At 63.7% G+C, this 26,274-nt stretch carries 23 protein-coding genes and 1 pseudogene; 10 read left to right on the top strand and 14 right to left on the bottom strand.

Annotated elements, in window-relative coordinates:
- Positions 1–59: 59 nt before the first annotated feature.
- On the bottom strand, positions 60–989 hold the full coding sequence (argF, locus tag DSC91_RS22160; protein ID WP_115780872.1) for an ornithine carbamoyltransferase: 930 nt from the start codon (positions 987–989) through the stop codon (positions 60–62).
- A gap of 436 nt (positions 990–1,425) precedes the next feature.
- Here argF and DSC91_RS22155 point away from each other — a divergent pair, with 436 nt between their 5' ends.
- Positions 1,426–1,770 (top strand): DUF3579 domain-containing protein, encoded by a 345-nt coding sequence (locus DSC91_RS22155; RefSeq protein ID WP_115780871.1) that lies wholly within the window; start codon positions 1,426–1,428, stop codon positions 1,768–1,770.
- A gap of 246 nt (positions 1,771–2,016) precedes the next feature.
- On the opposite strand, the gene rpsT is transcribed toward DSC91_RS22155, so the two are convergent.
- The gene (rpsT, locus tag DSC91_RS22150) at positions 2,017–2,295 is read right to left on the bottom strand and encodes a 30S ribosomal protein S20 (RefSeq protein WP_028197938.1); all 279 of its coding nucleotides are present in this window, start codon (positions 2,293–2,295) and stop codon (positions 2,017–2,019) included.
- 621 nt (positions 2,296–2,916) lie between these two features.
- Here rpsT and murJ point away from each other — a divergent pair.
- The gene (gene murJ, locus DSC91_RS22145) at positions 2,917–4,467 is read left to right on the top strand and encodes a murein biosynthesis integral membrane protein MurJ (RefSeq protein WP_115780870.1); all 1,551 of its coding nucleotides are present in this window, start codon (positions 2,917–2,919) and stop codon (positions 4,465–4,467) included.
- Between the two features lie 5 nt (positions 4,468–4,472).
- On the top strand, positions 4,473–5,315 hold the full coding sequence (locus DSC91_RS22140; RefSeq protein WP_115783433.1) for a SirB1 family protein: 843 nt from the start codon (positions 4,473–4,475) through the stop codon (positions 5,313–5,315).
- 105 nt (positions 5,316–5,420) lie between these two features.
- Here the strand turns inward: DSC91_RS22140 and DSC91_RS22135 are convergent, their stop codons facing one another.
- The 5 genes from DSC91_RS22135 to lpxK all read right to left on the bottom strand — a co-directional run bounded on the left by DSC91_RS22135 (position 5,421) and on the right by lpxK (position 9,536).
- Positions 5,421–6,179, bottom strand: a complete 759-nt coding sequence (locus DSC91_RS22135) for a 3-hydroxyacyl-CoA dehydrogenase (protein WP_115780869.1) — start codon at positions 6,177–6,179, stop codon at positions 5,421–5,423.
- Positions 6,180–6,445: 266 nt separating this feature from the next.
- Entirely contained in the window at positions 6,446–7,111 is a 666-nt protein-coding gene (adk, locus tag DSC91_RS22130; RefSeq protein ID WP_115780868.1) for an adenylate kinase, read from the bottom strand.
- A gap of 211 nt (positions 7,112–7,322) precedes the next feature.
- Positions 7,323–8,117, bottom strand: coding sequence for a 3-deoxy-manno-octulosonate cytidylyltransferase (gene kdsB / locus DSC91_RS22125; RefSeq protein WP_115780867.1), 795 nt, complete (start codon positions 8,115–8,117; stop codon positions 7,323–7,325).
- A 218-nt stretch (positions 8,118–8,335) separates the two neighbouring features.
- Positions 8,336–8,539, bottom strand: a complete 204-nt coding sequence (locus tag DSC91_RS22120) for a Trm112 family protein (protein ID WP_006050060.1) — start codon at positions 8,537–8,539, stop codon at positions 8,336–8,338.
- Positions 8,520–9,536: a tetraacyldisaccharide 4'-kinase gene (lpxK, locus tag DSC91_RS22115; protein WP_115780866.1), complete on the bottom strand. Its 1,017-nt coding sequence runs from the start codon at positions 9,534–9,536 to the stop codon at positions 8,520–8,522. Before lpxK ends, DSC91_RS22120 begins: the two co-directional genes overlap by 20 nt.
- Positions 9,537–10,148: 612 nt before the next feature.
- On the opposite strand from lpxK, the gene xseA reads away from it, so the two are divergent.
- A complete protein-coding gene (gene xseA / locus DSC91_RS22110; RefSeq protein ID WP_115780865.1) occupies positions 10,149–11,528 on the top strand; it encodes an exodeoxyribonuclease VII large subunit in 1,380 nt (459 codons plus the stop codon).
- A gap of 219 nt (positions 11,529–11,747) precedes the next feature.
- Positions 11,748–12,326: a superoxide dismutase gene (locus tag DSC91_RS22105; protein ID WP_115780864.1), complete on the top strand. Its 579-nt coding sequence runs from the start codon at positions 11,748–11,750 to the stop codon at positions 12,324–12,326.
- Positions 12,327–12,589: 263 nt separating this feature from the next.
- Here DSC91_RS22105 and DSC91_RS22100 read toward each other — a convergent pair.
- Positions 12,590–12,884, bottom strand: a pseudogene (locus tag DSC91_RS22100) (efflux RND transporter permease subunit); the annotation flags it as partial.
- Positions 12,885–13,194: 310 nt separating this feature from the next.
- On the opposite strand from DSC91_RS22100, the gene DSC91_RS22095 reads away from it, so the two are divergent.
- Positions 13,195–13,770 (top strand): glycine zipper family protein, encoded by a 576-nt coding sequence (locus tag DSC91_RS22095; RefSeq protein WP_115783431.1) that lies wholly within the window; start codon positions 13,195–13,197, stop codon positions 13,768–13,770.
- A 291-nt stretch (positions 13,771–14,061) separates the two neighbouring features.
- Positions 14,062–15,792, top strand: a complete 1,731-nt coding sequence (locus DSC91_RS22090) for a PQQ-binding-like beta-propeller repeat protein (protein ID WP_115780863.1) — start codon at positions 14,062–14,064, stop codon at positions 15,790–15,792.
- A 317-nt stretch (positions 15,793–16,109) separates the two neighbouring features.
- Here the strand turns inward: DSC91_RS22090 and DSC91_RS22085 are convergent, their stop codons facing one another.
- Together DSC91_RS22085 and clpP are read right to left on the bottom strand one after the other, a co-directional pair.
- On the bottom strand, positions 16,110–17,537 hold the full coding sequence (locus DSC91_RS22085) for an NYN domain-containing protein (RefSeq protein WP_115780862.1): 1,428 nt from the start codon (positions 17,535–17,537) through the stop codon (positions 16,110–16,112).
- Positions 17,538–17,699: 162 nt separating this feature from the next.
- Entirely contained in the window at positions 17,700–18,356 is a 657-nt protein-coding gene (clpP, locus tag DSC91_RS22080) for an ATP-dependent Clp endopeptidase proteolytic subunit ClpP (protein ID WP_115780861.1), read from the bottom strand.
- A gap of 220 nt (positions 18,357–18,576) precedes the next feature.
- Here clpP and DSC91_RS37580 point away from each other — a divergent pair, with 220 nt between their 5' ends.
- Both DSC91_RS37580 and DSC91_RS22070 read left to right on the top strand, forming a co-directional pair.
- The gene (locus tag DSC91_RS37580; RefSeq protein ID WP_162831450.1) at positions 18,577–18,783 is read left to right on the top strand and encodes a hypothetical protein; all 207 of its coding nucleotides are present in this window, start codon (positions 18,577–18,579) and stop codon (positions 18,781–18,783) included.
- Entirely contained in the window at positions 18,780–19,766 is a 987-nt protein-coding gene (locus DSC91_RS22070) for a sigma-70 family RNA polymerase sigma factor (protein WP_115780859.1), read from the top strand. The genes DSC91_RS37580 and DSC91_RS22070 overlap by 4 nt, the downstream gene beginning before the upstream one ends.
- Here the strand turns inward: DSC91_RS22070 and DSC91_RS22065 are convergent.
- The 3 genes from DSC91_RS22065 to DSC91_RS22055 all read right to left on the bottom strand — a co-directional run bounded on the left by DSC91_RS22065 (position 19,722) and on the right by DSC91_RS22055 (position 24,334).
- A complete protein-coding gene (locus tag DSC91_RS22065) occupies positions 19,722–20,996 on the bottom strand; it encodes an EAL domain-containing protein (RefSeq protein ID WP_115780858.1) in 1,275 nt (424 codons plus the stop codon). The two genes, DSC91_RS22070 and DSC91_RS22065, sit on opposite strands and share 45 nt — an antisense overlap.
- Positions 20,997–21,337: 341 nt before the next feature.
- Positions 21,338–22,723, bottom strand: a complete 1,386-nt coding sequence (gene mdtD / locus DSC91_RS22060) for a multidrug transporter subunit MdtD (protein WP_115780857.1) — start codon at positions 22,721–22,723, stop codon at positions 21,338–21,340.
- A gap of 192 nt (positions 22,724–22,915) precedes the next feature.
- Positions 22,916–24,334, bottom strand: coding sequence for an aminotransferase-like domain-containing protein (locus DSC91_RS22055; RefSeq protein WP_115780856.1), 1,419 nt, complete (start codon positions 24,332–24,334; stop codon positions 22,916–22,918).
- A 214-nt stretch (positions 24,335–24,548) separates the two neighbouring features.
- On the opposite strand from DSC91_RS22055, the gene DSC91_RS22050 reads away from it, so the two are divergent.
- Positions 24,549–24,854, top strand: coding sequence for a DUF2917 domain-containing protein (locus tag DSC91_RS22050; protein ID WP_115780855.1), 306 nt, complete (start codon positions 24,549–24,551; stop codon positions 24,852–24,854).
- Positions 24,855–24,958: 104 nt separating this feature from the next.
- Here DSC91_RS22050 and DSC91_RS22045 read toward each other — a convergent pair whose 3' ends face one another.
- A complete protein-coding gene (locus DSC91_RS22045; protein WP_115780854.1) occupies positions 24,959–26,194 on the bottom strand; it encodes a citrate/2-methylcitrate synthase in 1,236 nt (411 codons plus the stop codon).
- Between the last annotated feature and the right edge of the window lie 80 nt (positions 26,195–26,274).

The raw sequence follows: 26,274 nt of genomic DNA, 5'->3' as shown, positions 1-26,274 counted from the left end.
CGTATTCAAGGCCCCGTCACGCTTCACGCAGATGCTGCAGAGGATGAAAAAAGACTCGCTTAGTGATTCAGCTTGCCGAGCAGCAGGTATTCCATCAACGCCTTTTGCACGTGCAGACGATTTTCCGCTTCGTCCCACACGACGCTTTGCGGGCCGTCGATCACTTCCGCGCTGACTTCCTCGCCGCGGTGGGCCGGCAGGCAGTGCATGAACAGCGCGTCAGAATTGGCGCGCGCCATCATGTCGGCGTCTACGCACCAGTCCGCGAAGGCCTTCTTGCGAGCTTCGTTTTCAGCCTCGAAGCCCATGCTGGTCCACACGTCCGTGGTGACCAGGTCGGCGCCCGTGCAGGCCTCGTTCGGGTCGTCGAATTCCTGGTAGAACGGGGCGCTTTCAGCCGCGACCATGGCGTGGTCGAGTTTGTAGCCCGGCGGCGTGGACAGGCGCAGCTTGAAACCGAGAATCTGGGCGGCCTCGATCCATGTGTACAGCATGTTGTTCGCGTCGCCGACCCACGCAACGGTCTTGTCGCGAATCGGACCGCGGTGTTCGAAATACGTGAAGATGTCCGCCAGCACCTGGCATGGGTGATATTCGTTGGTCAACCCATTGATCACCGGCACGCGCGAATTCTCGGCGAAGCGCGTGAGTATGTCCTGGCCGAACGTGCGGATCATGATGATGTCGACCATGCGCGAGATCACTTGCGCCGCGTCTTCGATCGGCTCGCCGCGCCCGAGCTGGGTGTCGCGCGTGCTCATGAAAACCGCGTGGCCGCCGAGCTGGAAGATGCCGGCTTCGAACGACAGGCGCGTGCGCGTGGAGTTTTTCTCGAAGATCATCGCCAGCGTGCGGTCGTGCAGCGGGTGATAGGTCTCGTAGTTCTTGAATTTGCGTTTCAGAATGCGCGCGCGTTCCAGCACGTACTCGTAGTCGTCCAGCGAGAAATCCTTGAACTGCAGGTAGTGGCGAATTTTCTTGGCGGTCATGAAACAAATACGGCGGTCTCACCCGGCAGGATTGCCGGACGGCGCCGCCGTCGTTTGTGGTAACTCAATGCAGCATAAAGGATTTCGCCCCGTTTGACGAGTCGGCCAAAAGGCTGGGCAAGCTGTCTGAAAGCCTTTCGCAACACTCGAGTGGGGCTTGTGTGCGCTGCGGAAAAAGGTCCGCTGCGCTATAATCTACCGGTTATCCCTAAGCCCAGCAGGCCGGTATTGAGCTTGCGGGACACGGCGCACGCGCTCCGGAAAGTTTCCTCGCGGTGCACCGTCACGATGAGCGCCGAGGCGGCTTGTCCGGCCTTTCGCGGTTTCTGGCGGCGCAGTTCGCCAGTCAGGCGTGGCCGCGTGTTCAGGCATCCCAAAGCCGCTTTGCAATCAGCTTTGCCGTCATCCCGCTGGGCAGTCACACAGGTATTCCTACATGGCCGAAGCAGCTCCAACCGAATATTTCATTCAGGGCATCACGTCGACCGGGAAAAAGTTTCGGCCGAGTGACTGGTCGGAGCGGCTCGCAGGCGTCATGGCCTGTTTCGGCCCCGGCGCAAGGAAGGGGCCGAACGCGTATATGCAGTACTCGCTGTATGTCCGGCCCACCATGATCGGCGACCTCAAATGCGTGATTCTCGATTCGCGCCTGCGCGACATCGAGCCGATGGCGTTCGATTTCGTCCTGAACTTCGCGAAAGACAACGACCTTGTCGTGACGGAGGCATGCGAGTTGCAACTCGAGCACGCCGCGCCGCAAGAGAAAAGGCACGTGATCTAGCGCGAGCCGGTTGGATCGGCAAAAGCAAAAGCAAAAACCCGCCACAGGCGGGTTTTTTTGCGCCTGAAGCCATGGCTCCAAGGCGGATTGCTTCAATGCGATGGCTTCGATGTGCGGCCGACTGACTCGCGAAGAAGCGTGGGTCAGTATCGAGTTCGATCGGTGCCAAGCAAAAAAGCCCGCCGAAGCGAGCCTTTCTGTTGCAGCGGAAACAGGAGGTAGCCCACCGAAGCGGGCTGACCGAATTTACTGCGCTGCGGGTGCTTGCAGACCCTTGAGGGCTGCAGCCAGGCGGCTCTTGTTGCGAGCGGCCTTGTTCTTGTGAACGATTTTCTTGTCGGCGATGATGTCGATGGTCTTCGACGATGCCTGGAAGATCTCAGCGGCCTTAGCCTTGTCGCCGGCTTCGATTGCCTTGCGGACAGCCTTGATAGCCGTGCGGAACTTCGAGCGCAGTGCCGAGTTGTGCGAGTTTGCCTTGGCGGCCTGGCGGGCGCGCTTGCGTGCTTGTGCGGAGTTAGCCATGACGGTTCCTTATCCTGTTCCTGTTTCCAGTACCTGACCTTCAAGTGGTGAGGTGCTGCTTTTAGATCGAACTCTTGGAAGCGATTGCCCAAGAGCGCAAAAGTGTCGAAATAATTCGAAAAATCGATCGGACTACGCGAAGGCGGGCCCGTGTTCCGGTGTGTCTCGAGGCTGGTTGGGCGTCTCAACGCGGCTTGTGTGGCGCTTACGCGCTAGTTGAGCGCCAGGCGAGTATTACGTGCCTAGCCCTATCCGCAAACCGTCCGAAAACTGAGCGAGCTTCGAAACCGGCGATTATAGCAACAAAATCAGGCACGTGGCAACGGGGAATCGCCAATTCCAATAGGCCGGGCTGTCGCGCGAATCCTGGGATTCTGCAGGCCCGAATGAGGAACGGCGGAGGAACGGCGGAGGAAGGGCGACGAAACGGCGGGACGGCGGGACGGCGAGTCGTGGCGAGCGTGTGAGCGGCGCTGCAACGGGCGAGCGCGCGGCGGGCCCGGCGCGCAACAAAAAAACGGCCTGATCGCCTCATCCGACCGAACGTCTGCGGCGCAAATCGGTCCGATTCGCGTTCCGGCTCGTCGTCCGCCCCCGCGGCACCCGTATAATAAGCGCCCCATGAATCTATTCCGAGCCCTGCTGACGGTCAGCGGCTTCACGCTGCTGTCGCGCGTGACCGGACTGGCCCGCGAAACGCTGATCGCCCGCGCGTTCGGCGCCAGTCAATATACTGACGCGTTTTACGTCGCGTTTCGCATTCCGAACCTGCTGCGGCGCATTTCCGCCGAGGGTGCGTTCTCACAGGCCTTCGTGCCGATCCTCGCCGAATTCAAGAACCAGCAAGGACACGATGCCACCAAGGTGCTCGTCGACGCGACGTCGACCGTGCTTGCCTGGGCGCTCGCGATTCTCTCGCTGATCGGCGTGGTGGGGGCGTCGGGCGTGGTGTTCGTCGTGGCGTCAGGGCTTGCGCATGAAGGTCAGGCGTATGCGCTGGCGGTCACGATGACGCGCATCATGTTCCCGTACATCATTTTCATCTCGCTGACGTCGCTGGCGTCCGGCGTGCTGAATACGTACAAGAACTTTTCGCTGCCCGCGTTCGCCCCGGTCCTGCTGAACGTCGCCTTCATCGTCGCGGCGGTGTTTGTCGCGCCGCGCCTGCACACGCCGGTGTATGCGCTCGCGTGGGCGGTGATCGCCGGTGGCCTGCTGCAATTCATCGTGCAACTGCCGGGTCTGAAGAAGATCGACATGCTGCCGCGCATCGGCCTGAATCCGGTGAAGGCGCTCGCGCACCGCGGGGTCAAGCGGGTGCTGTCGAAGATGGTGCCGGCCATGTTCGCCGTGTCGGTCGCGCAGATCAGCCTGATCATCAACACCAACATTGCGTCGCGCATCGGTCCGGGCGCCGTCTCCTGGATCAACTACGCCGACCGCCTGATGGAGTTTCCGACCGCGCTGCTCGGCGTAGCGCTCGGCACGATCCTGCTGCCGAGTCTGTCGAAGGCGCACGTGGACGCCGATCCGCACGAGTACTCGTCGCTGCTCGACTGGGGTTTGCGCGTCACCTTCCTGCTGGCCGCACCGAGCGCCGTCGCGCTGTTTTTCTTCGCGCAGCCGCTCACCGCGACGCTGTTTCACTACGGCAAGTTCGACGGCAACTCGGTGGTGATGGTCGGCCGCGCACTGTCGGCTTACGGCATCGGCCTGATCGGCCTGATTCTCATCAAGATCCTCGCGCCCGGTTTTTACGCGAAACAGGACATCAAGACGCCGGTGAAGATCGGCATTGGCGTGCTGATCGTCACGCAGTTGAGCAACTATCTGTTCGTGCCGATTTTCGCGCATGCGGGTCTCACGCTGAGCGTCGGGCTCGGCGCGTGCGTCAACGCGCTGTTCCTGTTTCTCGGCTTGCGCAAGCGTGGCATCTATATGCCGTCGAACGGCTGGTTGAAGTTCTTCGTGCAGTTGCTCGGCGCCTGCCTGGTGCTGGCCGGCACGATGCATTGGCTTGCGATCAGCTTCGACTGGATCGGCATGCATAGCCGGCCGGTCGACCGCATCGTGTTGCTTGGGGCGTGCCTCGTTCTCTTCGCCGCGCTATATTTCGGTATGCTTTGGCTGATGGGCTTCAAGTACGCGTATTTCAAAAGGCGAGTGAAGTGATCACGATGACGCGAGTTCTCGACTATTTCAGTACGCTGGTTGCCGACGACGACAGCCTGCCGCTGACCGAGGCGGCGCTTTCGCTCGCGCAGGACGCTTATCCCGATCTCGACTTGCAAGGCACACTGGCCGAGATCGACGAGCTGGTTTTGCGTCTGCAGCGCCGCATGCCGGACGACGCCGACATCAGGCAGAAGGTCGGCATTCTGAACCGGTTTTTCTTCCGCGAGCTGGGTTTTGCCAGCAACCTCAACGATTATTACGATCCCGACAACAGCCATCTGAATGCGGTGCTCAAGCGGCGCCGCGGCATTCCGATTTCGCTGGCGGTGCTGTATCTGGAGATGGCCGAGCAGATCGGCATTCCGGCGCGCGGCGTGTCGTTTCCGGGCCACTTCCTGCTGCGCGTGACGACACCGGACGGCGACGTGATGCTCGATCCGACCAGCGGGCATTCTCTGTCCGAATCGCAGATGGTCGACATGCTGGAGCCGTATGTGGCGTCGGCAGGCGAATCGGTCAGCAGGGCGCTGCGCATGTTGCTGCAGCCGGCCACGCGCCGCGAGATCATCGCTCGCATGCTGCGCAATCTGAAGTCCACCTATCTTCAGACGGAACGCTGGCAGCGTCTGTTGGCGGTGCAGCAGCGTCTTGTGATTCTGTTGCCGGACAGCATCGAGGAAGTGCGCGATCGCGGTTTCGCCTACGCACGGCTCGATTACCTGCGCCCGGCGCTCGAGGATCTCGAACGATATCTCGGCGACCGGCCGGATGCGGAGGACGCGACGGTGGTGGAGTCGCAGCTGCATGAACTGCGTCAACGCACCCAGTACGACGACCGCGGCTAAGCACGCCTCGCGGCCTGCCGGTCAAAACAGAACGCCTGCACACGACTCATGCGCAGGCGTTTTTTCATGGGCGCGGCCGCGTAAAGCGGCGCGTCGGCTACATCGTTACTTCGGCTGCATCCGGATCGCGCCGTCCAGACGAATCACTTCGCCATTGAGCATCGGATTGTCGAAGATCTGCTTGGCCAGCATCGCGTACTCTGCCGGTTTGCCGAGACGCGGCGGGAACGGCACCATCGCGCCGAGCGCATCCTGCACTTCCTGCGGCATGCCGAGCAGCATCGGCGTTTCGAAGATGCCCGGTGCAATCGTCATCACACGGATCGCGTTGCGCGACAGGTCGCGTGCGATCGGCAGCGTCATGCCGACCACGCCGCTCTTCGACGCGGCATAGGCGGCCTGGCCGATCTGGCCGTCAAACGCGGCCACCGATGCCGTGTTGATGATCACGCCACGCTCGCCATTCGCATTCGGTTCGTTCTTCGACATGGCTGCGGCGGCGAGCCGGATCATGTTGAAGGTGCCGATCAGATTGATGGAGATGGTGCGAGCGAACGACTCGAGCGGATGCGGACCGTCTTTGCCGACCGTCTTGATCGCGGGCGCAACGCCCGCGCAATTGACGAGACCGCGCAGCGTGCCGAGCTTCGTGGCGGCTTCGACCGCTTGCGTGGCGTCGTCTTCGCGGCTCACGTCGCATTTGACGAACACGCCGCCGAGTTCCTTGGCGAGCGCCTCACCAGCGTCCTGATTCAGGTCGGCCAGCACCACCTTGCCGCCGTTCTCGACGAAAAGGCGCGCCGTGGCCGCGCCGAGGCCCGATGCACCGCCGGTGATCAGAAATACGTTGTCACGAATCTCCATGTCTTCTCCTTTGCTTCAGTTCAGTAATGTCTCGATCGAATATTTTTTCGATGATCGATTGTAACGGCTATGCTGCAATGCGGAAAGCGACGTGGCGGGGCGGCCGCCTGAGGGCCTGCTGGAGCCCCATCGCACTGCCAAGCTGATACGGATGGCTAACTAATGCCGAGCATAGTGGACAGCAGAGAAGCACGCGCCACGCGGTCTGCAATAAAAAACCCCGCCGGAATGGGCGGGGTTTTCGAGCGACAACCGCAGAGGCAAGATTACTTCAACGCATCGAACGCGCGGTTGCGAATTTCGTCGACCGAACCGAGGCCCGAAATGCGGCGATATTGCGGTGCCGTCAACGCGCTGGCCGGGTCGCCGTTTTGCGCCCAGGTGTTGTAGTACTCGACCAGCGGCTTGGTTTGCGCCACATACACGTCGAGGCGCTTCTTGACCGTTTCTTCCTTGTCGTCGTCGCGCTGGATCAGCGGTTCGCCCGTCACGTCGTCCACACCTTCAACTTTCGGCGGGTTGAACCTGACGTGGTACGTACGGCCCGACGCGGCGTGCGAGCGGCGGCCGCTCATGCGCACGATGATCTCCTCGAACGGCACGTCGATTTCCAGCACGTAATCGATCGCGACGCCTGCCTGCTTCATGGCTTCCGCTTGCGGAATGGTGCGCGGAAAACCGTCGAACAGATAACCGTTCGCGCAATCGGGCTGCTGCAAGCGTTCCTTCACCAGATTGATGATCAGTTCGTCCGTGACCAGTTCGCCGGCATCCATGAAACGCTTGGCTTCAAGACCGAGCGGCGTGCCTGCCTTGACGGCCGCGCGCAGCATGTCACCGGTGGAAATTTGCGGAATGCCGAATTTTTCCTTGATGAAGTTTGCCTGAGTGCCCTTGCCTGCGCCGGGCGCACCCAAAAGGATCAAACGCATGTGATATCTCCAGATCTATGTGAATTCTTTGGTGGCGCTGCTATCCCGCGATTCGACGAGGGACCCGCATCAGCTGCCGTTTCGGGTCTCGCGCTGCACGTCGACAACGACGGCGCTGCAAGACCGCAACGGTGCGACCGGGGCAAACCCTGACTTTCGCACTTAATGGGAGACGCGCACAACCGTCCGATTATGCCATGGGTTTTTCCGCTCAAGCCCCGAATAAAGCCTGCACGCGCGCAAGATCGGCGGGCGTGTCGACACCGGGCAGCGGCGCGTTCTGCGTGACGAGCACCGCGATTCGCTCACCATGCCACATCGCGCGCAGTTGTTCGAGCGCTTCGACCTGTTCGATCGGCGAGATGGCGAGACTCGGATAGGTGCGCAGGAATTGGGCGCGATACGCATACAGGCCGATGTGCCGATGGACGACGGCGGGGGCCGGCGGCGTGGGTATCGATGCCACGTCGGGCCAATGCGGCTGATACGCGTCGCGTGCCCATGGAATCGGCGCGCGCGAGAAGTACAGCGCGACGCCGTGCGCGTCCAGCACGACCTTGACGACGTTCGGATTGAAAATTTCCGCGGGGTCGGTGATCGGATGCGCGGCGGTGGCGATCGCGCAGCCGTGGCTCGACGCCAGGTGCGACGCCACGCCGCACACGAGCGCCGGGTCGATCAGCGGCTCGTCGCCCTGAACGTTGACCACGATCGTCTCGTCGCTCCAGCCGAAGCGCGCCGCCACTTCCGCGAGACGGTCGGTGCCCGACGGATGATCGGCGCGCGTCAGCACGGCTTCGATGCCGTGTTCGCGGGCCACGTCCAGCACCGCTTGCGCGTCGGAGGCGATCAGCACCTGTTGCGCGCCCGATTCGCGTGCGCGTTCGGCGACCCGCACCACCATCGGCTTGCCGCCGATGTCGGCGAGCGGCTTGTTGGGCAGACGCGTCGAGGCGAGCCGGGCCGGCACGACGGCGATGAACGGAGGAGTGGTGGCGTTGGTCATTGGAAAAGCGAGCGGCGCTGGAACCGGAAGAGAGCGGCTGTGAATGCACACGGTACAAACCTACGCACGGTGGCATACGGACGCGGATGGGAAAAAAACGGCAAACGCGGATCGGAAACGCAGATCAGACGCCCGCATTAACCACGCGCGACACCCGGGTCGCGGCCGCCGCGCGTGAGGAAAGCCAAGCAGGCCCAATCAGGCCCAATCAGGCCGACTCAGGCGACCGAACCCGGATTCAGATCGACCGGCGTGCCTTCCACGGTCTGCCGTGCTTCGTCGACCAGCATGACGGGAATGCCGTCGCGGATCGGGTAGGCAAGCTTGTCCGCGTTGCAGATCAGCTCCTGCGCGGAACGGTCGTAGCTGAGCGGGCCCTTGCAGATCGGGCAGACGAGAATTTCAAGCAGGCGAGCGTCCACGGACTTTCTCCACAACTAATGCAATGAGGCGATGATCGAGCGCGGCTTCGACAGGGACAACCCAGATGCGCGCGTCGTGCCAGGTCCCTAATTTTACCGCATCCTTTTCGGTTATCAGGATGGCGTCGGCGTCGACGTCCGCAAAAGGATTGCGCTCGTACGCGTAGTGATCCGGCAAGGCGCGGGTGGCGGGCGTGAGGCCGGCCGCGCGCAGCGTCGCGAAAAAACGCTCCGGGGCGCCGATGCCGGCCGCGGCCAGCACGCGATCGCCGCTGAATTGCGCGAGCGGACGGCGCAGACCGGGGTTGTCGAGATGCCAGGCGTCGGCGGGCGCGAGTTGCAGCGCGAACGTGTTCGGCCATGGGGGCAGCGTGCGGGCGTATGGATCGTTGATCAGCGTCGCATCGCGGCGGCGCGACAGCGGCTCGCGCAGCGGGCCGGCCGGCAGCAGAAAACCATTGCCGCCGAGCCGGTGATCGAAAACCACCAGTTCGGCGTCGCGCTCGAGGCGGTAGTGCTGCAAGCCGTCGTCGCTGACGATCACGTCGACTTCGCGATGCGCCGCGCACAACGCCTGCGCCGCCGCGACGCGATCCGGGCAGACCCACACCGGTGCGCCGGTGCGGCGCGCGATCAGCAGCGGTTCGTCGCCGCCGACACTTGCCGCCGAGGTCGCGAGAACCCGCGTCGGTCCCTTGACGCGCGCGCCATAGCCGCGCGACACGACGCCGGGCTTGAAGCCGGCGGCACGCAAGGCTTCGACCAGCGCGATGACGGTCGGCGTCTTGCCGGTGCCGCCGACGGTTACATTGCCGACCACCACCACCGGCACGCCGATGCGCACGGACTTCAGCCAGCCGAACGAGAAAGCGGCGCGGCGCGCGGCGGCAATCGCGCCGAACACGCACGCGAGCGGCGTCAGCGCCCATGCAAGCGGACCACGCCGTTGCCACTCGCGCGCGAGGCGCGCTTCGAGACGGTCGTTGAGTTCGCTCATCGGCAGGCCGGAGGGACAGGCGAAAGGGGCCGGGACGTCGGCGTGGAAGCGTCAGTTGCAATACGCGGTGCAGGCATCAACGCGGTTCTCCGGACAATCGAAAAGTGAAACGAAAAGGTCAGGCGGCAGCGGCATCCGATGCGCGTGCGCAGTCTGCCTGCAATTTGCTCGTGGTTTGCCACGCCGTGTGCCCAGCCGTGTGCCGATTATGTGCCGCAATAGCGAGCGCGGCGGGGCGTTCGGCATGCCGTCGAACCCGCCACTCTAGCGCGCGCAAGTCCCGCCCGGCAAGTCGCGCGCCTCGCGCCGCCTGGCCAATCGCTGCGTCCGACGATGCCCATGGCCTGTGGATAACTTTGTGGAAAACCTGCCAGTCAACGGGCTGGAAGGGCCGTGCCGAGCGCTCCGTATCGGCAATCGTTCTCTTTAACGAGATGCAAACGCCATATAAATCAAGGACATGCTTCCAATTCGCACGGCCTGGCGGGCGATCTGGCGGTATTCGTCTAATGGCTCCCGACATGTGGACACTTTTAACAATTCCGCCGCCGCGCTGGACGCCGATGGCCACTCGGTCTATCGTCTGTCCGGCCAGTCACCGATATTCCTCGCATGAATCCCGAAAGCCCTTTTTCCTCGTCGGCTACGCCCGGCGGTGAAGTTGTCATCCCCGTTTCCGCGCTCAACCGTGCGATCGGCACGATGCTCGAACGCTCGTTTCCACTCGTCTGGGTGGCAGGGGAGGTGTCGAACTTCACGCGCGCCGCGAGCGGCCATTGGTATTTCTCGATCAAGGACGCGCAGGCGCAGATGCGCTGCGTGATGTTCCGCGGTCGCGCGCAATACGCCGAATTCACGCCGCGCGAAGGCGACCGTATCGAAGTGCGCGCGCTGGTGACGATGTACGAGCCGCGCGGCGAGCTGCAACTGAATGTGGAAGCGGTGCGCCGCACGGGGCAGGGGCGTCTTTACGAAGCGTTTCTCAGGCTGAAGGCGCAACTCGAAGCCGAGGGTCTCTTTGCGGCCGACCGCAAACGGGCCTTGCCGGCCCACCCGCGTGCGATCGGCATCGTGACGTCGTTACAGGCCGCCGCATTGCGTGACGTCCTGACAACATTGTCGCGCCGCGCGCCGCATATTCCGGTGATCGTCTATCCGGCGCCGGTGCAGGGCGTGGGCGCCAGCACCAAACTGGCCGACATGGTCGACGCGGCCAACGCGCGGCGCGAAGTCGATGTGCTGATCGTATGCCGCGGCGGCGGCTCGATTGAAGATCTGTGGGCGTTCAACGAAGAAGTGCTTGCACGCGCCATCGCCGAAAGTGCGATACCGGTGGTGAGCGGCGTGGGCCACGAAACCGATTTCACGATCGCCGACTTCGCCGCCGACGTGCGCGCGCCGACGCCCACCGGCGCCGCCGAACTCGTCAGCCCGCAGCGTGCGCTGTTGCTGCGCGAGCTCGATCACCGGCACGCGACGCTCGCACGCGGCTTTGGCCGCATGATGGAGCGGCGTGCCCAACAGCTCGACTGGCTCGCGCGCCGGCTCGTGTCGCCGGCCGAGCGGCTTGCGCGGCAGCGCACGCATTTGCAGCAATTGAGCGTGCGGCTGGCATCGGCGGGGGCGCGTCCCGTGCGCGACGCCCGAGCGCGGTTTTCTCTGCTGCAGATGCGCTGGCAGCGCTGGCGGCCCGATCTCGCCGCGTATCAGGCAAAACTCGGCACGCTCTCGCAGCGTCTGGACGCTGCATTGTTACGCCAGCATGAACGTCAGTCCGCGCGTATCGACACGCTGGCCGCCCGGCTCGAAGTACTGAGTCCGCGGCGCACGCTCGAGCGCGGTTATGCCGCCGTGCTCGATGCGCAGAGCGGCCGCGCGGTGCGTGCGCCGTCGTCGCTGAAGCCGGGGCGGCGCCTCACGGTGCATCTCGCCGAAGGGGCGGCGGACATCGCCCTCGCCGACGTGCAACCGCGCCTGACCGACGGGTTCTGACACGTAGACGACGGCGCACAACAGCGTACTTTTGACCTCCGCATGGGCTCGGCCCGGCCCGTGCGAATGCACTAATTACGCTATGTGTGCGGCATGTTCGCCGATGCCGGATATAAAGTCCGTTGGTTTGCGGGGTTATTCCAACTCGCCTACAATCGAGTGCTCTAAAGCGTTATCCGCAGACTCCCCCACAACAGATACAGACACAAGGAAAGCACCATGGAACATACGCTCCCGCCGCTGCCGTTCGCAAAGAACGCACTCGTTCCGCACATGTCGGAAGAGACGCTCGAATATCACTACGGCAAGCACCATCAGACCTATGTGACCAACCTGAACAATCTGATCAAGGGCACGGAGTTCGAAAACCTGTCGCTCGAAGAAATCGTCAAGAAGGCATCGGGCGGTATTTTCAATAACGCCGCGCAAATCTGGAACCACACGTTCTTCTGGAACAGCCTGTCGCCGCAAGGTGGCGGCGCCCCGACCGGCGCGCTGGCTGACGCGATCAACGCCAAGTGGGGTTCGTTCGACAAGTTCAAGGAAGAATTCGCCAAGACGGCAGTCGGCACGTTCGGCTCGGGCTGGGCATGGCTGGTGAAGAAGGCCGACGGTTCGCTCGACCTGGTGTCCACGAGCAACGCCGCTACGCCGCTGACCACCGACGCAAAGGCACTGCTGACGATCGACGTGTGGGAACACGCGTACTACATCGACTATCGCAATGCGCGTCCGAAGTTCGTTGAAGCGTTCTGGAACATCGCCAACTGGGAATTCGCGTCGAAGAACTTCGCGTGAGACATGCCGGTTGCAGCGTGACGAGATAGTTCGGATGTCCAACAAAACGGGAGATCCGAACGTGTCGCTGCAATGAAGTCTGGAAACGGTAGTGAAACAGAAAGCCCTCCTTCGCGAGGGCTTTCTGCTTTTTGGGTCCACCAATGTTGGCGACGCAGGGCGCCTTCAGCAGAATTCGGGCGAGTGCGCGGTCGATCAATAACGTTTGCGCCGTTCTACTCCGTCGCATTCCCGCATCAAATCTTTCGCCGTCCACGCCCATTGTTACTTACGGGTTTCACGTCGATCTCGCCGATTCCGGGCAACTGCGAGAGCGTCTGGGAGAGGATGGTCAAGGCAAGATCGTAGAGTTTTTGCACGCGGCAAGGTGTGCGACGTCAGTGCCAGAATCAGGATCAGGATCGGGGCATCGGCGGGATTGACCTTGTGATAGGTAGGATTGCTTTTCAAACTGGACTGCAAGTCGGCGCGTGCCGCATTGATCGCCGCCTGGACATCGCGCGCCGCGCCGTCGATGTCGCGGTCGAGGCCGAACTGCAAGGTGACACGGGCTGAGCCTGCAAGCTTTGTCACAGATGGTAACTGCTGCGAGGTCGGCGGACCCGTGTTCGACGCGGATTCAGACCTCTTGCGCGTTCGATCAAGGCTGCGCCGAGGCGGTTCCGGCTGTATCGGAATCCGTCGACATCCATGTGTGACCCGATATGACGCGGCGGCCTGCGTCGTCCAGGCTGCGATACCGTGCCGTGCCGTGCCGTGCGGGCGCGGGTGAGAATGTAAGCGAAAAACTTTCTGTAACGATCTTGTAACCAAGGACGATGCCGATTGGCCTAACGTTTGAATTCCAATGTCTCTGAAGCGCACGAACATGATCTCCAGCACCAAGTCGATAAGCCTCGCCATACCGGCCGCCGTCGTTGCGCTCGCGCTCGGCGGTTGCGCCGTTATGCCGCCGAGCGGCCCAAGCGTGGTCGCGCTGCCGCGCAGCGGCGAGCCGCTCGGGCAGTTCCAGCAGGACGACTATGCATGCCGCGACTACGCGAACCGCTCGACGGATCCCAATGCGGCCGCTCAGGCGGCGACCCAGAACAGCGTGAACAGCGCGGCGGTGGGCACGCTCGGCGGCGCCGCCGTGGGCGCATTGATCGGTGCGGCGGCGGGCAATGCCGGCGCGGGCGCGGCGATCGGCGCGGGCAGCGGGCTCATGATCGGCAGCGCGAACGGGGCGAATGGCGCGCAGTATTCCGCGGCCGGTCTGCAAGCGCGCTACGACGCCGCCTACGCACAATGCATGACCTCGAAGGGCAACACGATCTCGCAGCCGCGGCCGGCCTACTACGCCCCGCAGCCGGCCTATTACGCCCCGCAGCCGTACTACTACGCGCCGCCGCCGAGGTATGTCGCGCCGCCTCCGGTGATGTACGCGCCTTACCCGTATTACTGAGGTCGATCGGGAAGCTTGCTTTGCTGAAATGAGCCGTTTGCGCCAGGACGTGGACAAGCTTGTGGCTGTGAAGCTTTTGTCATACCTGGCGGAAAGACACGAAACGATGGCGGCAAGCCGCCCGACAAAGGGCGTACGTTTGGATGGAGGGCCAGGGACGCCGTTTGTCTGGCGATTCCGCGCAGCCCGCACATTCCCCTTCATCCCTGCCGGCGCACGCCGTTTCTGATTCCGCCGTTCGACGTAGCCCAGCGTACGGAGGGAGCCGGACATCGTGCAAACGAGGCGACCATGCAACGACCGCAAATCGGCGCGTTCAATCCGAGAGTGTGGTCCCGTGTGTGCGAGTGGCTGGCGATCGCATCCGTCGCCGTCTTCTTTCTTTCTTGCGGCGGCGGCTCGGGTGGCTCGTCGGGAACGGGTTCGGCGGCGGGCAGCGGCGCCGCCGGTGGCTCGACAACTGGCAGCGGCGGCACGAGCGGCACCGGCTCGGGCGGCACGTCCATGGGAACGGCGGCCTTCGCCACCGACGTGCTGATGCATCACAACGATCTCGCACGCACCGGCCAGATGCTGGCCGAGACGACGCTGACGCTTGCGAACGTCAATTCGGCGAGCTTCGGCAAAGTCGCGTTTCTCGCCGCGGACGGCAAGGTCGATGCAGAGCCGTTGTTCGTCACGAGTCTGCCTATTGGCGGCACCACTCACGACGTGGTCTACGTCGCCACCGAACACGATAGCGTGTACGCGTACGACGCCACCACCTTCGCGCAATTGTGGAAGGTCTCGCTGGTCGGCAGCGGCGAAACACCCAGCGACGACTTTAGTTGTCAGGACTTCACGCCGGAAATCGGCATCACGTCGACGCCGGTCATCGACCGCAATCGTGGCGCGAACGGTATTCTGTACGCGGTGGCGATGACGAGAGACGGCAACGGCGCCTATCATCACCGCCTGCATGCGCTCGATCTGACGACCGGCGCCGACGTACTGGGCGGCCCGACCGAGATCGCCGCGACCTACCCGGGCAGCGGTGCGGGCAGCGTCAACGGCCTGATTACCTTTAATCCTTCGTCGCACACGGAGCGTGCGGCGCTCACGCTGGTCGGCGGCAACATTTATATGGGCTGGACCTCGCATTGCATGTCGGGTGCGTACACCGGCTGGCTGATGGCCTATAGCGCCGACACGCTCCAACAGACCAGCGTGCTCAACATCACGCCGAACGGCAGCCAGGGATCGATCTGGATGGCGGGCTCGGGGATGGCGTCGGAGGGTACCTCGATTTACGTCGTCGACGGCAACGGCACGTTCGGCACCACGCTGAACGCGCAGGGCTTTCCCGTCGACGGCGACTTCGGCAACTCGCTGATGAAGCTGTCGTCGGGAAACCTCCAGGTCACCGACTACTTCGCCATGGACAACGTCGTGGCCGAGGCGAATGCCGACAACGATTTCGGCTCGGGCGGCGTGATGCTGTTGCCGGATCAGACGACCACGGGCGGCGTCGTCAAACACCTGGCCGTAGCGGCGGGTAAGGACAATCTGATCTACGTGGTCGATCGCGATGCGATGGGTAAATTCAGTCCCACGGCGAACAATAACTGGCAGGTGCTGACCGGCACGCTCGCGGGCGGCATCTGGGGTTCGCCGGCTTACTACGGCGGTACGGTCTATTACGGCGGCTGGAACGATAACCTGAAGGCGCTGCCGGTCTCGGGGGCGTTTCTTGCCACCACCGCTGCCTCGAAGAGTCCCACCACGTTTGCCTATCCCGGCGCAACACCGGCCGTGTCGGCCAACGGCACGAGCAACGGTATCGTCTGGGTGGCGGAAAACGGCACGACGGGTGCCTTGCATGCGTACGACGCAAGCAATCTCGGGAACGAGTTGTACAACAGCAATCAGGCCGGCACGCGCGATCAATGGGGCGCGGGCAACAAGTTCATCACGCCGATGATCGCGCGCGGCAAAGTGTATGTGGGCGCGACGAATGGGGTGGCGGTGTTTGGTTTGCGGTAGGCGTTGCCTTCGCCGTTTCTGGGGTGGCCACAGCCAACGGTCGCGGGATGAGGTGAGCTGATATTGCCGATCGCAAAACAGCCGCCGTTGAACGGTGGGGCGTGCCGGCGCTGTTGCGGTTTCAGTTTCAGTTTCGGTTTCAGTTCCAACGAGGTGCTGCGGAGCGGAAATTAAGAAAGCCCCTGTTCATCACGAGCAGGGGCTTTTTGTTTGCGGCTTAGCGGATAGTGCTGCGCTGTGCCTTGCTAAACGCGGTGACGGTGCAATCAGTACGCGGTGCCGGAGGCAATCAGTACGCCGCACGCGATGTGAGGCATTTATTCCGCCTCGCTCGTAGCGGCTGTCTTGCGCGGGCGGCGACTGCGCGGGGCCGCTTTGCGCGCTGCCTTTTTTGCGGCCACCGGCGCTTCTTCGGCAACCGATGCTGCCGGTGCTTCAGCAGGCGCAGCGATTTGCGGAACCTCTTCGATCGTTCGCGGCGTTGTCTTCTTCACTTTTTTCGCGGCTGTCTTGCGCGGTGCGCGTTCCTTGCTGCGCTTAGGTTGAGTGCCACTTGTTTCCTGCGCTTCTTTGCCGGCTACTTCGACCGGTTCAGCCGCAAAGGCCTCCGGTTCCGCCCAAGGCGCCTCCGGCTGTTCGAAAACGGGTTCGCCGGCGAACCCCGCATGCGTGTGCGCAGCTTTCGCCTGAGGCTGCGCGCGGCCAGCGTGCTCGACCGGCGCGCGCTCTTCATGTGCGGTTTCCTGCTGGCCGCGGCCGGGCTTGCGATTGCCGCGGCCTCGGCGGCGCGACTCCTGCTTGCCGACCGACTCGGCAACCACGGTTTCGGCACCCTGTGCCTCGACGATCTGTTCTGCCGACTCAGTTGCTTCGGCCGGCTCGCTCACGTTTTCGGCGCCCGCATTTCCGGCCGCGCCCCGATAAACGTAGGCGCCTGACTTCTCGTCGCGGCCGAATTCGAGCAGCCCGCGCGCATGCGCCTCTTCCAGCAGATTGCCGAACGCGCGAAAGCCGTAGTACGTCTCGTTGAAATCCGGCTTGCGACGCTTGATCGCGTTCTTCAGCACCGACGCCCAGATCTTGCCGCTGTCGCCGCGCTCGGACGCGAGCGCGTCGAACGTTTGCACGGCGATCTCGATCGCTTTGGTGCGGCGTTTTTCGAGGTCTTCCTTGCTGCGCGACTTTTCCTCGTCGGGCGCACGTTTGGCCGCCGGCTGCGCGCTCTGTTGCGGGCGCGACGACTCGCGCTTGGCGACCGCGCGCTGGCTCTCGCGCACGAGGTCGTCGTAAAAGAAAAATTCGTCGCAGTTCGCGATCAGCAGATCGGAGGTGGACTGCTGCACGCCGACGCCGATCACCTGCTTGTTGTTCTCGCGCAGCTTCGACACCAGCGGCGAAAAGTCCGAGTCGCCACTGATGATGACGAAAGTATTGACGTGCGATTTCGTGTAGCAGAGGTCGAGTGCGTCGACCACCAGCCGGATGTCGGCGGAATTCTTGCCCGATTGGCGCACGTGCGGAATCTCGATCAACTCGAAATTGGCCTCGTGCATCGCGCCTTTGAAACTCTTGTAGCGGTCCCAGTCGCAATACGCTTTCTTCACGACAATGCTGCCCTTGAGCAGCAGACGTTCGAGGACCAGTTTGATGTCGAACTTGTCGTACTTCGCGTCGCGCACGCCGAGCGCAACGTTTTCGAAGTCGCAGAATAGCGCCATGCTGACGGTTTCGTTGGCTGACGCCATGAATATCTCCATAGAAGCAATCGTCAAATTCGACGAATCGCGACCATGATAGCGATTCCAGCGGAGGTGATCAGCTTTTGTGTTCCTGGCGCACCGATAGGGCAGGCAAAAGCCGCCCGGGGGCGGGGATCCGGGGCGGTTCGTCGGTGCGGGCGCTGCGCGCTACATGTCACGGTGACGGGCCGGGTCGATTGGGAGGCTCAGCGCCGCGCGGGTTTCCAGTACTTCGTCGACGATGCCGTACGCCTTCGCGCCGTGAGCCGACATGAAGTTGTCGCGGTCGGTGTCGCGGGCGATCTCCTCGATGCTGCGCCCGGTGCGCTCGGCCATCACCGCGTTGAGGCGTTCGCGCAGGTAGAGCACCTCTTTCGCCTGGATTTCGACGTCGGCAGCGGTGCCCTGGCTGCCGCCCGACGGCTGGTGAATCATGATGCGCGCGTTGGGCAGCGCATACCGTTTGCCGCGCTGGCCGGCGGTCAGCAGAAACGTCCCCATGCTCGCGGCAAAGCCGGTGCACAAGGTTGACACCTCGGGCTTGATGAACTGCATGGTGTCGTAAATGGCGAGGCCGTCGTACACCGAGCCACCCGGCGAATTGATGTAAAAAGAAATATCCTTGTCGGGATTCTCGGACTCCAGAAACAGCAATTGAGCGACGATCAGACTGGCCGACTGTTCGTTTACCGGACCAACCAGAAAAACGATGCGCTCGCGCAGCAGACGCGAATAGATGTCGTAGGCGCGCTCGCCGCGGCCGGACTGTTCGATCACGGTGGGCACGAGGCCGAGTCCGGTGATGGAGGGATGGCTGGAATGCATGTTTGCCTCGTTTCAGGTGGCGTGTTGCCGGTAGCGATTAGCCGTCAGCCGGCAGCGGTGGCCGATTCGAACAACCGCGTGCCCGTTGCGCGGGTTGTTGTCCTTATGACGAGGAGAACGGCGGCGGCGTGACAGGAATATTTTTTTGTCGAGCTGTCACATCGGCAGGGGACCGAGCGTCAAGCTGAGAAGGATGTAGATTGCAGGGCACGCCTCGACAATGTTGCAGGCAGCAGGCAGCAGGCAGCAGGCAGCAGGCAGCAGGCAGCAGGCAGCAGGCAGCAGGCAGCAGGCAGCAGGCAGCAGGCAGCAGGCAGCAGGCAGCAGGCAGCAGGCAGCAGGCAGCAGGCAGCAGGCAGCAGGCAGCAGGCAGCAGGCAGCAGGCGCCGCGCTTTTCACCACGCACGATCTGGAGGTCTACGCATGACAGAACAGGAAATCGACAGGGCATCCAGCTTCGAGGCCGTGCGCGCCCGCCTGCTCGCGCTCGCGTACCGCATGCTCGGCAGCCGCGCCGAAGCGGAAGACGTGGTGCAGGACGTCTGGCTCAAATGGCATCTCGCCGATACGCAAGAGGTGCAGACACCGGCCGCCTGGCTTACCACGATCACCACGCGCGCGGCCATCGACCGGCTGCGTCAGGTGCAGCGCGAACGCGCGTCACAGGCCACCGGCTGGTTGCCGGAGCCTTGGCTCGACGAGGTGGCGCCATCGGCGGAGGAGCTGGCCTTGCGCGCGGCGGAGATGTCGTACGGCGTGATGCTCCTGCTCGAGCGCCTGAAGCCGGATGAGCGGGCGGCATTCGTGCTGCACGAAGCGTTCGATTGCGACTACGCGGAGATTGCGAAAATCCTCGACCGTACGCCGGGCAGTTGCCGGCAGATCGTCCATCGGGCCAAGGAGCGCTTGCAGCGTGCGGGCGCGCCGCTGGAGCGCCCGGACCCCGCCGCCCATGCGCGGATCGTGGAACGCTTGCGTATCGCGCTGGAGGCGCAGGATCGAGTGGGTTTGCTGCGTCTCTTTAGCGACGCGCCTGAAGTTGTCAGCGACGTCGTCAGCGACGCGCCGGTATGCACGCAGGAACTGGCGCCCGTGGCCTGGATGGAGACGGTGACAGCGCTCGCACATCAGGCGAGCCATGCGGAGGTGGTGTCGGTCGGCGGCGCAATGTGTATTGCGTTGCTCTTTGAAGGCGAGGTTGTCGGAGTCATCGACGTGTCCACGCAAAGTCTGCCGGACGGTTCGACGAAGATCGTCGCGTTGCGCGCCGTCACCCGCGCGGCGCGTTTGCAGGCAGCCAACCGCTTGCTGGGCCGCACGGCCGTCATGAAGCTGCTCGCGCGGATCCGGCGGAACAGCGTTGCCTCAATTACGATGTGCAGCGACTTCCCAGTTGATGTCGACGCATAGCACCTGCGTGCCGTGCGGCGTATGTGCGGCGATCGAGGCCGTCACGCACAGGTGTGCTTCGTTGATCGACAGGTAGGGCGGCGTGAGGTGCACCTGGCCTGGCACGCGCATGGCCTGAATGAAGTACGGCCGGCGCTCCCAGCTCGCACCTTCCGAATGTAGCAGCGGCCGGAAGCGCTTGGCGCGTTGCGACGCACGCCCCGCCGGCAGTACGTTGTCGCCGATCTGCCGGCCCGAACCGTCGAGTACGAAACAGCGTGCCGTCTCGCCGAGCGTGAGCAGCGTCGCGGTCGCCTGGGTCGTCGATTCCCCGGCCACGAGTTGGGCAGCCGCCGTTTCCAGCGCCGTGACATAGGGTGCAAGCCGCGCGGACTGCGCGCGTTCGCGCGCGGCGACCCGTTCGCGCAGCGCCGCGGAGAGCGAGTCCATCAAGCCGGCTGCCGCTTGCGGTTTCACCGGCTCGACGCTCGGGCCCGCGAAGTAGGCGCCCTGTACGAAGTCGACATTGCATTCGAGCGCGATCAGCGCATCGCGCTCGGTGCTCAGGCCGCCCATCAGCACCAGTTGCCCGGATTCGTGCAGCAGCGAGACGAGGCCCGGCAGCACGCGTTCAATATGCGAGTGTTCGCTCGCTTGCGCGAGGATGCAGCGGTCGAGCGTGACGATATCCGGACGCAGATTCCACACGCGGTCAATGTTCGAATGCTTCGCGCCGAAGCCGTCCAGCGCGATCAGGAAACCGGACTTGCGCAACGCGTCGATGATGTCGGCGAAGCGCGTGGTTTCACCGCCGGCCTGTTCGGAGACTTCCAGCACCACCCGTTGCGGCGGCAGGCCCAGCGCCTTGAGGCCGGCGAGCAGTGCGTCGCCGTAACTGGTGTCCATCAGCGCCGCCGGGTGCAGGCTCAGGAAAAGCCATTCGTCGTGGCTGTCGAATGCGTTGAAGTTGCCCAGATGCAGCGATTCGGCGAGCCGTCCGAGTTCCAGCAGGTCGCCGCGCCGTGCCGCCTGCGTAAAAACTTCGTGCGACGGTACTTGCAGAGCATGTTCGTCGTGTGCGCGCAGTGAAGCGTGATAACCGATCGCGCGCCGGTGCGACACCGAGAAAACCGGCTGGAACACGCTGAAAACAGTGTAGCCGCCGTACAGGACGGTGCGCCGGGAGCCTTCGTCGCCGGCCATCGGACGTGGCGGCTGGAAGCCGGGAGGATCGAGTTCGATCATGCTCATCATGTCAGTCGTGTGGAAGTGGCGGTGCGCTCGCATGGTCGACACGAGTGGGTACGCGCAAATCGTGAGTTTACAGGATAGCGAGCAAGAACTATGCGCGAGCGGAAACACACTGTAAGCGCTCGGAGGCCACGGTCAGTACGGCGATTGTGCGCCAGCACGGGCGTGAAAGCGAAGATCCGCACTTCGGTGGTGCGGCCCGCGCCCCGTTGCGGGTCGGTGACGCTGGTGCGGCGGAGACGATTGTCGCGTTAATCCAGGGCGACGGCGAGTCGCGGCCGGGTCGCAGCGAAGTCAGCGACGCCCGGCGCAAGTCGGGCCGCCGCAGCCCGGCGCGAAACTCAGGTCCGCTCCGAGGGATCGGTCTTTTTCGCCGGCGTGCGGATGTCGGGCGACAGTTGCGCGAAGATCCACGACGAGCCGGCGGTGATGATGCCGACACACAGGAACGTCGCATGGAACGCGGGCAGCGAGTTGGCGGCGGTCACGCGCGGCAGGAGGCCGGTGAAGGTCGCGAGCAACGCGCCGGCAACCGTCACGCCGAGACTCATCGAGAGCATCTGCACCAGCGAGAACAGGCTGTTGCCGCTGCTTGCGCCGCCGGTGCCGAGGTCCTTGAGTGTCAGTGTGTTCATCGCGGTGAACTGCATCGAGTTGACGCCGCCGAAGAACGCCAGTTGCACGAGCCTCAGCCACAGCGGCTGCCCCGCGGAGGTGAGCGCGAAGCTCGCCATGGTCAGGCCCACCAGCACCGTGTTGACGATCAGCACGCGCCGGTAGCTATACCTGACAATCAGCGTCGTGACGAGGCGCTTCGCCGCCATGCCCGTAGCGGCCACCGGCAGCATCATCATGCCGGCTTCGAAGGCGCTATAGCCGAGACTCACTTGCAGGAGCAGAGGGATCAGATACGGCATCGCGCCGCTGCCGATCCGCGCGAACAGATTGCCTAGCAGACCGACGCTGAAGGTGTGGATCTTGAACAGGTCGAGCGGGAAGATTGGCGTGGGCTCGCGCACGGCGTGCAAACCGTAGGCGACGAAGCAGGCAAGGCTCAGGATCAGCAGCACCAGCACCGTGGCGTGCTGGATGCCGAACTCCGTACGGCCGTCGAGCGCGAATGAAATCGCCACCATGCCGAAGATCAGCAGCAGATAGCCTTTCAGATCGAACTTGCCGGTGTGCTCGTTGCGGCTATCCGGCATGAAGATGAACGTGGCGATGCAACCCACGATTCCCACCGGCACGTTGATCAGAAAGATCCAGTGCCACGACGCGATTTTCACGAGCCAGCCGCCGAGCGTTGGGCCGATCAGCGGTCCGATCAGTCCGGGAATCGCCACGAACGACAAAGCCGGCAAATAGCGTTCCGCCGGGAAGGTGCGCAGCACCGCGAGCCTTCCGACCGGCAGCAGCATCGCGCCGCCCACGCCTTGTACGACGCGGTAGATCACCAGTTGATTCAGGGTATGCGCGTTGGCGCACAGCAGCGAGCCGACCGCGAACACGAGGATGGCGCTGAAGAACACGCGCCGTGTGCCGAGTTTGTCGGCGAGCCAGCCGGACACCGGGATCATCACTGCCATCGTCAGCGAGTACGCGATCACCACCGATTGCATGCGCAACGGCAACTCGCCGAGACTCGTCGCCATCGCCGGGAGCGCGGTGTTGACGATGGTCGAGTCGAGCGTCTGCATGAAGAAGCCGGTGGCGACGAGCCACAGCATCACGGTGAGCGAGCGGGCCGAGGGACCCGGCGTGGCGGCGGGGGTAGATGCGGAAGTGGAAGCGGGAAGGATCGGCGGCGTGGACATGGAGAGCGGCTAGGCGCGCGGGGACGGGCTGGGACTCGCTATTCTAGGGAAAAGCGAGTCCCGGCGCAGCGGGCATCCGTCAAGCGCGAAGGCTGGCTGAGCCGCTCAGACTGAAGCAGGCAGCGCCGCGGCGGCATGGAAAAATGCCTGGGCGCGCGGTTCGTTGCCGAATGCCGCGTGAATCCTGATCCACGGGCTTACTTCCATGTGCGGCCGGAAATAGCTGCCGGGCACCACCGTTACGCCGAGCGGCGCGCCGCATGCCACCAGCCGTTCGGCATTGTCGACGTGCGGCACGCGTGCCCACAGGAACTTGCCGCCGACGGGCTTTTCGAACAGTTCCCAGCCGGCGTCTTCGAGTATCTGGGTAGTCGAGCCCAGCGCGTCGCGCATGCGGCGACGCAGCCGATCCAGATATTTGCGGTACGCGCCGCGCTCCAGCAACGACACGGCGACCGCCTCGGCAAAGCGCGAACCGCCGATGCTCGTCAGCATCTTGATGTCGACCAGGTCCTTGATGATCTCGTGGCTCGCCACCACGCAGCCGATCCGCAACGACGACGACAGCGTCTTCGACAAGCCGCCCACGTAGATCACGTGTTCGAGTTGGTCGAGCGTCGCGAGACGGTCGGTGACGTCGGTCTGGAAGTCGGCGTAGATATCGTCTTCGATGATCTTGAAGCCGTGCGTGCGCGCCAGTTGCAGCAGCCGGAACGCCACCGGCGGCGCGACCGTGGTGCCGGTCGGATTGTGGAACACAGTGTTGACGAACATCAGCTTGGGCCGGTGCAGTTGCAACTGCGCCTCCAGTACATCGAGGTCGGGGCCGTTGCGGGTGCGCGGAATGCCGATCAGCTTCACGCCATGCAGTTTCAGCAAACCGTACAGGTTGTAGTAACCGGGGTCCTCGACGAACATCGTGTCGCCGGCTTTGAGCATGTAGCGCATCAGCAGATCGAGCGCCTGGCTCGCGCCGTTGGTGATCAGAATCTGCGAGGCGTCCGCCTGAATGCCCAACTGCCCGATGCGGCTTTGCAGATGCTCGCGCAAGGTCAGATTGCCGAGCGGGGTCGCGTAATCAATCATGCTTGCCGTGTCGGTGCGCGACACGTGGCGGATCGCCTGCGCGAGGCTGTCCATGTCGCGCCACGCATCGGGTATGAAGCCGCTGCCAAGCTTGAGCGTCTCACCCTGATGATTGAACTGCTGGAGGATGTGCCCCGATTCGTCCTCGGCGCGGCGCGGGTCCGAGGAACCCTGGCACGTTGTGTTCGCCGGTTGCCGGTCGGCGACATAGAAGCCCGAGCCGTGGCGCGAGTCGACATAGCCGAGCGACACCAGTCGGTCGTAAGCCTCGATCACGGGAAAACGGCTCACGCCGTAGTCGGCTGCGAACTGACGGATCGACGGCAGCTTTGAACCAGGATGGGCGGCGCGCGAGCGAATCCAGGCAGTGACGCCCGTGACGATCTGCTCGGTGAGCGGTACGCCGTTATCCCGATCGAGTTGGATTTCGAGTTTCATGCAGTGCCTTTCCTTCGCCGGGTAGCGGGGCAGTCGGGGTGCCGAACCTTCCGTGCGGTGCGCACTGCATGCACCCACGAAGCGCTATTGCTACCAACTGTCCGTTTTTTCGACTGAACAGTTCCGATGAAAGTGTTCGGAACTGTGCATGGGTATCCGATGATCACACGTCAATAATCAGTACAACAGGAAAGTTATTTGAAGGAGAAAAACGATGCGTGAAGTCCGTATTTTCGAAATGGAACATGGCGAGCCCGCAGCGGCCTGGCGTGTCGCGCGTCCGTCGGTCTTCAAGGTGATCTCTGGCGAGATCTGGCTGACCGTCGAAGGCGAAAACGGGGATCACTGGCTGGCAACGGGGCAATCGATCGAGTTGCCGCGCGGCGAGGTGGCGTGGGTCAGCGCAGGGCAGGCCGGTGCGCGTTTCGCGCTGGCTAGCGGCTCAGAACGCACTGCAACCCGGCCGCTGAGCGGTTTGCCGATGTTGAACTGGCTGCCGCGCTGGTTAGGCGTGGCGTGACCGGGAGCCGCGGTCGGCAGTCGCTGCCGACCGCGGCAACTGCGGCAACCGTTGCAGACACGGATGCGAACCGTATTTGCTGAGCGGCTGGGCAAGGCCGCGCTTCAACCGGCCGCCTCATATTCCCCGATATAGCGCGCGCGTGGCCGGATCAGCCGGCCGTCGCGCGTCTGCTCCATCGCATGGGCGATCCAGCCGACCACCCGGCCGACCGCGAACAGCGTGAATGCAGCGCCGGCCGGCAGACCGAGCACCCGCTCTATGGCCACGAGTGCAAAGTCGACGGTCGGCTCCGCGCCGGTCGTGTCGCGCACCGTGCGCGCGAGCGCCTGCACTTCGCCTAGCGGCGAGCGGGCCGGCGCGCAGTCGGCGAGCATTCCGAGCAGCAGGCGTGCGCGCGGGTCGCCTTCCGGATAAAGCGGATGGCCGAAACCCGACAGCACCGGCCCATGCGCGCCGTGTTCGTGGCGGGCGAGCCGGTTCGCCAGATAGCGGTCGAGATCGGGTGCGCGTGACGCTTCATCGAGCAGCGCCGCAATCCGCACCGTTTCGCCACCGTGCCGCGGCCCGGCCAATGCGGCCAGACCGCCTGCCACGGCGCCGAACAGATGCGTCCCCGTCGACGTGATGCAGCGAACCGTGAAGGTCGATGCATTCAACTCATGATCCGCGCATGCCACCAGCGCCGCGCGCAGCAACCCTGCCTGCTGACGGTTGCTCACATTCCATGCTGACGCCAGCTGCTTGTGGAGCGGTTCGTTCGACGGCGCCGCCGAGATCATCGCGGCGGCCAGCAAGCGCATGACCGCGCAGGCGGTATCGAGTTGCGCGTCGCGACCGAGCGCCCATACCCGCGGCATTTGCGCCGCGGCGGCCGGCAGCAGCACGAGCGCACGGTCGAGCGGCGTGCTGTCGCTCCAGAGCTTGAGCCACGCGGCCCACTGAGCGGCGGCGAACGGCACGGCCGGTGCGTCGGCGATACGCCTCGCACTGCATTCCCACAACAACGCCGCGACATCTTCCAGAGATGCCGTGCGCGCCAGCTCCATGGCGTCGTGCCCGCGATACAGCAGGCGGCCGCCGGCCACCAGCGTGATCGACGATTCGAGGACCGGCACGCCCCAGTCCAGCACCTTTTGCGCAACCTTGCCGGCGCGCTTGCCGTCTTCCTTGCGCCGCGCGAGCCGCCGCACTTCGCCGGCGTCGTAGAGCCGGTGCTTGCCTTGCGCGTCCGGCGACGAGCTCAGCATGCCGCGGCTGACATACGCATACAGTGTAGGCAGGCTGATGCCGAGCGCGTCGGCAGCTTCGGCAGCGGTCAGGGATTGGGAGGGCGGCATGGAAACGTGCAAAAACCGAAGAAATCAATATATATTGATTATCATAATCAAGATTGATTGCGGCAAGGCGAAATTCTAGA

Origin of the sequence: Paraburkholderia caffeinilytica, from assembly GCF_003368325.1 — a bacterium.
In the GTDB taxonomy this organism is placed as follows: domain Bacteria; phylum Pseudomonadota; class Gammaproteobacteria; order Burkholderiales; family Burkholderiaceae; genus Paraburkholderia; species Paraburkholderia caffeinilytica.
The sequence above is the reverse complement of the archived record's forward strand: the minus strand, read 5'-3'. Positions and strand labels throughout refer to the sequence as shown.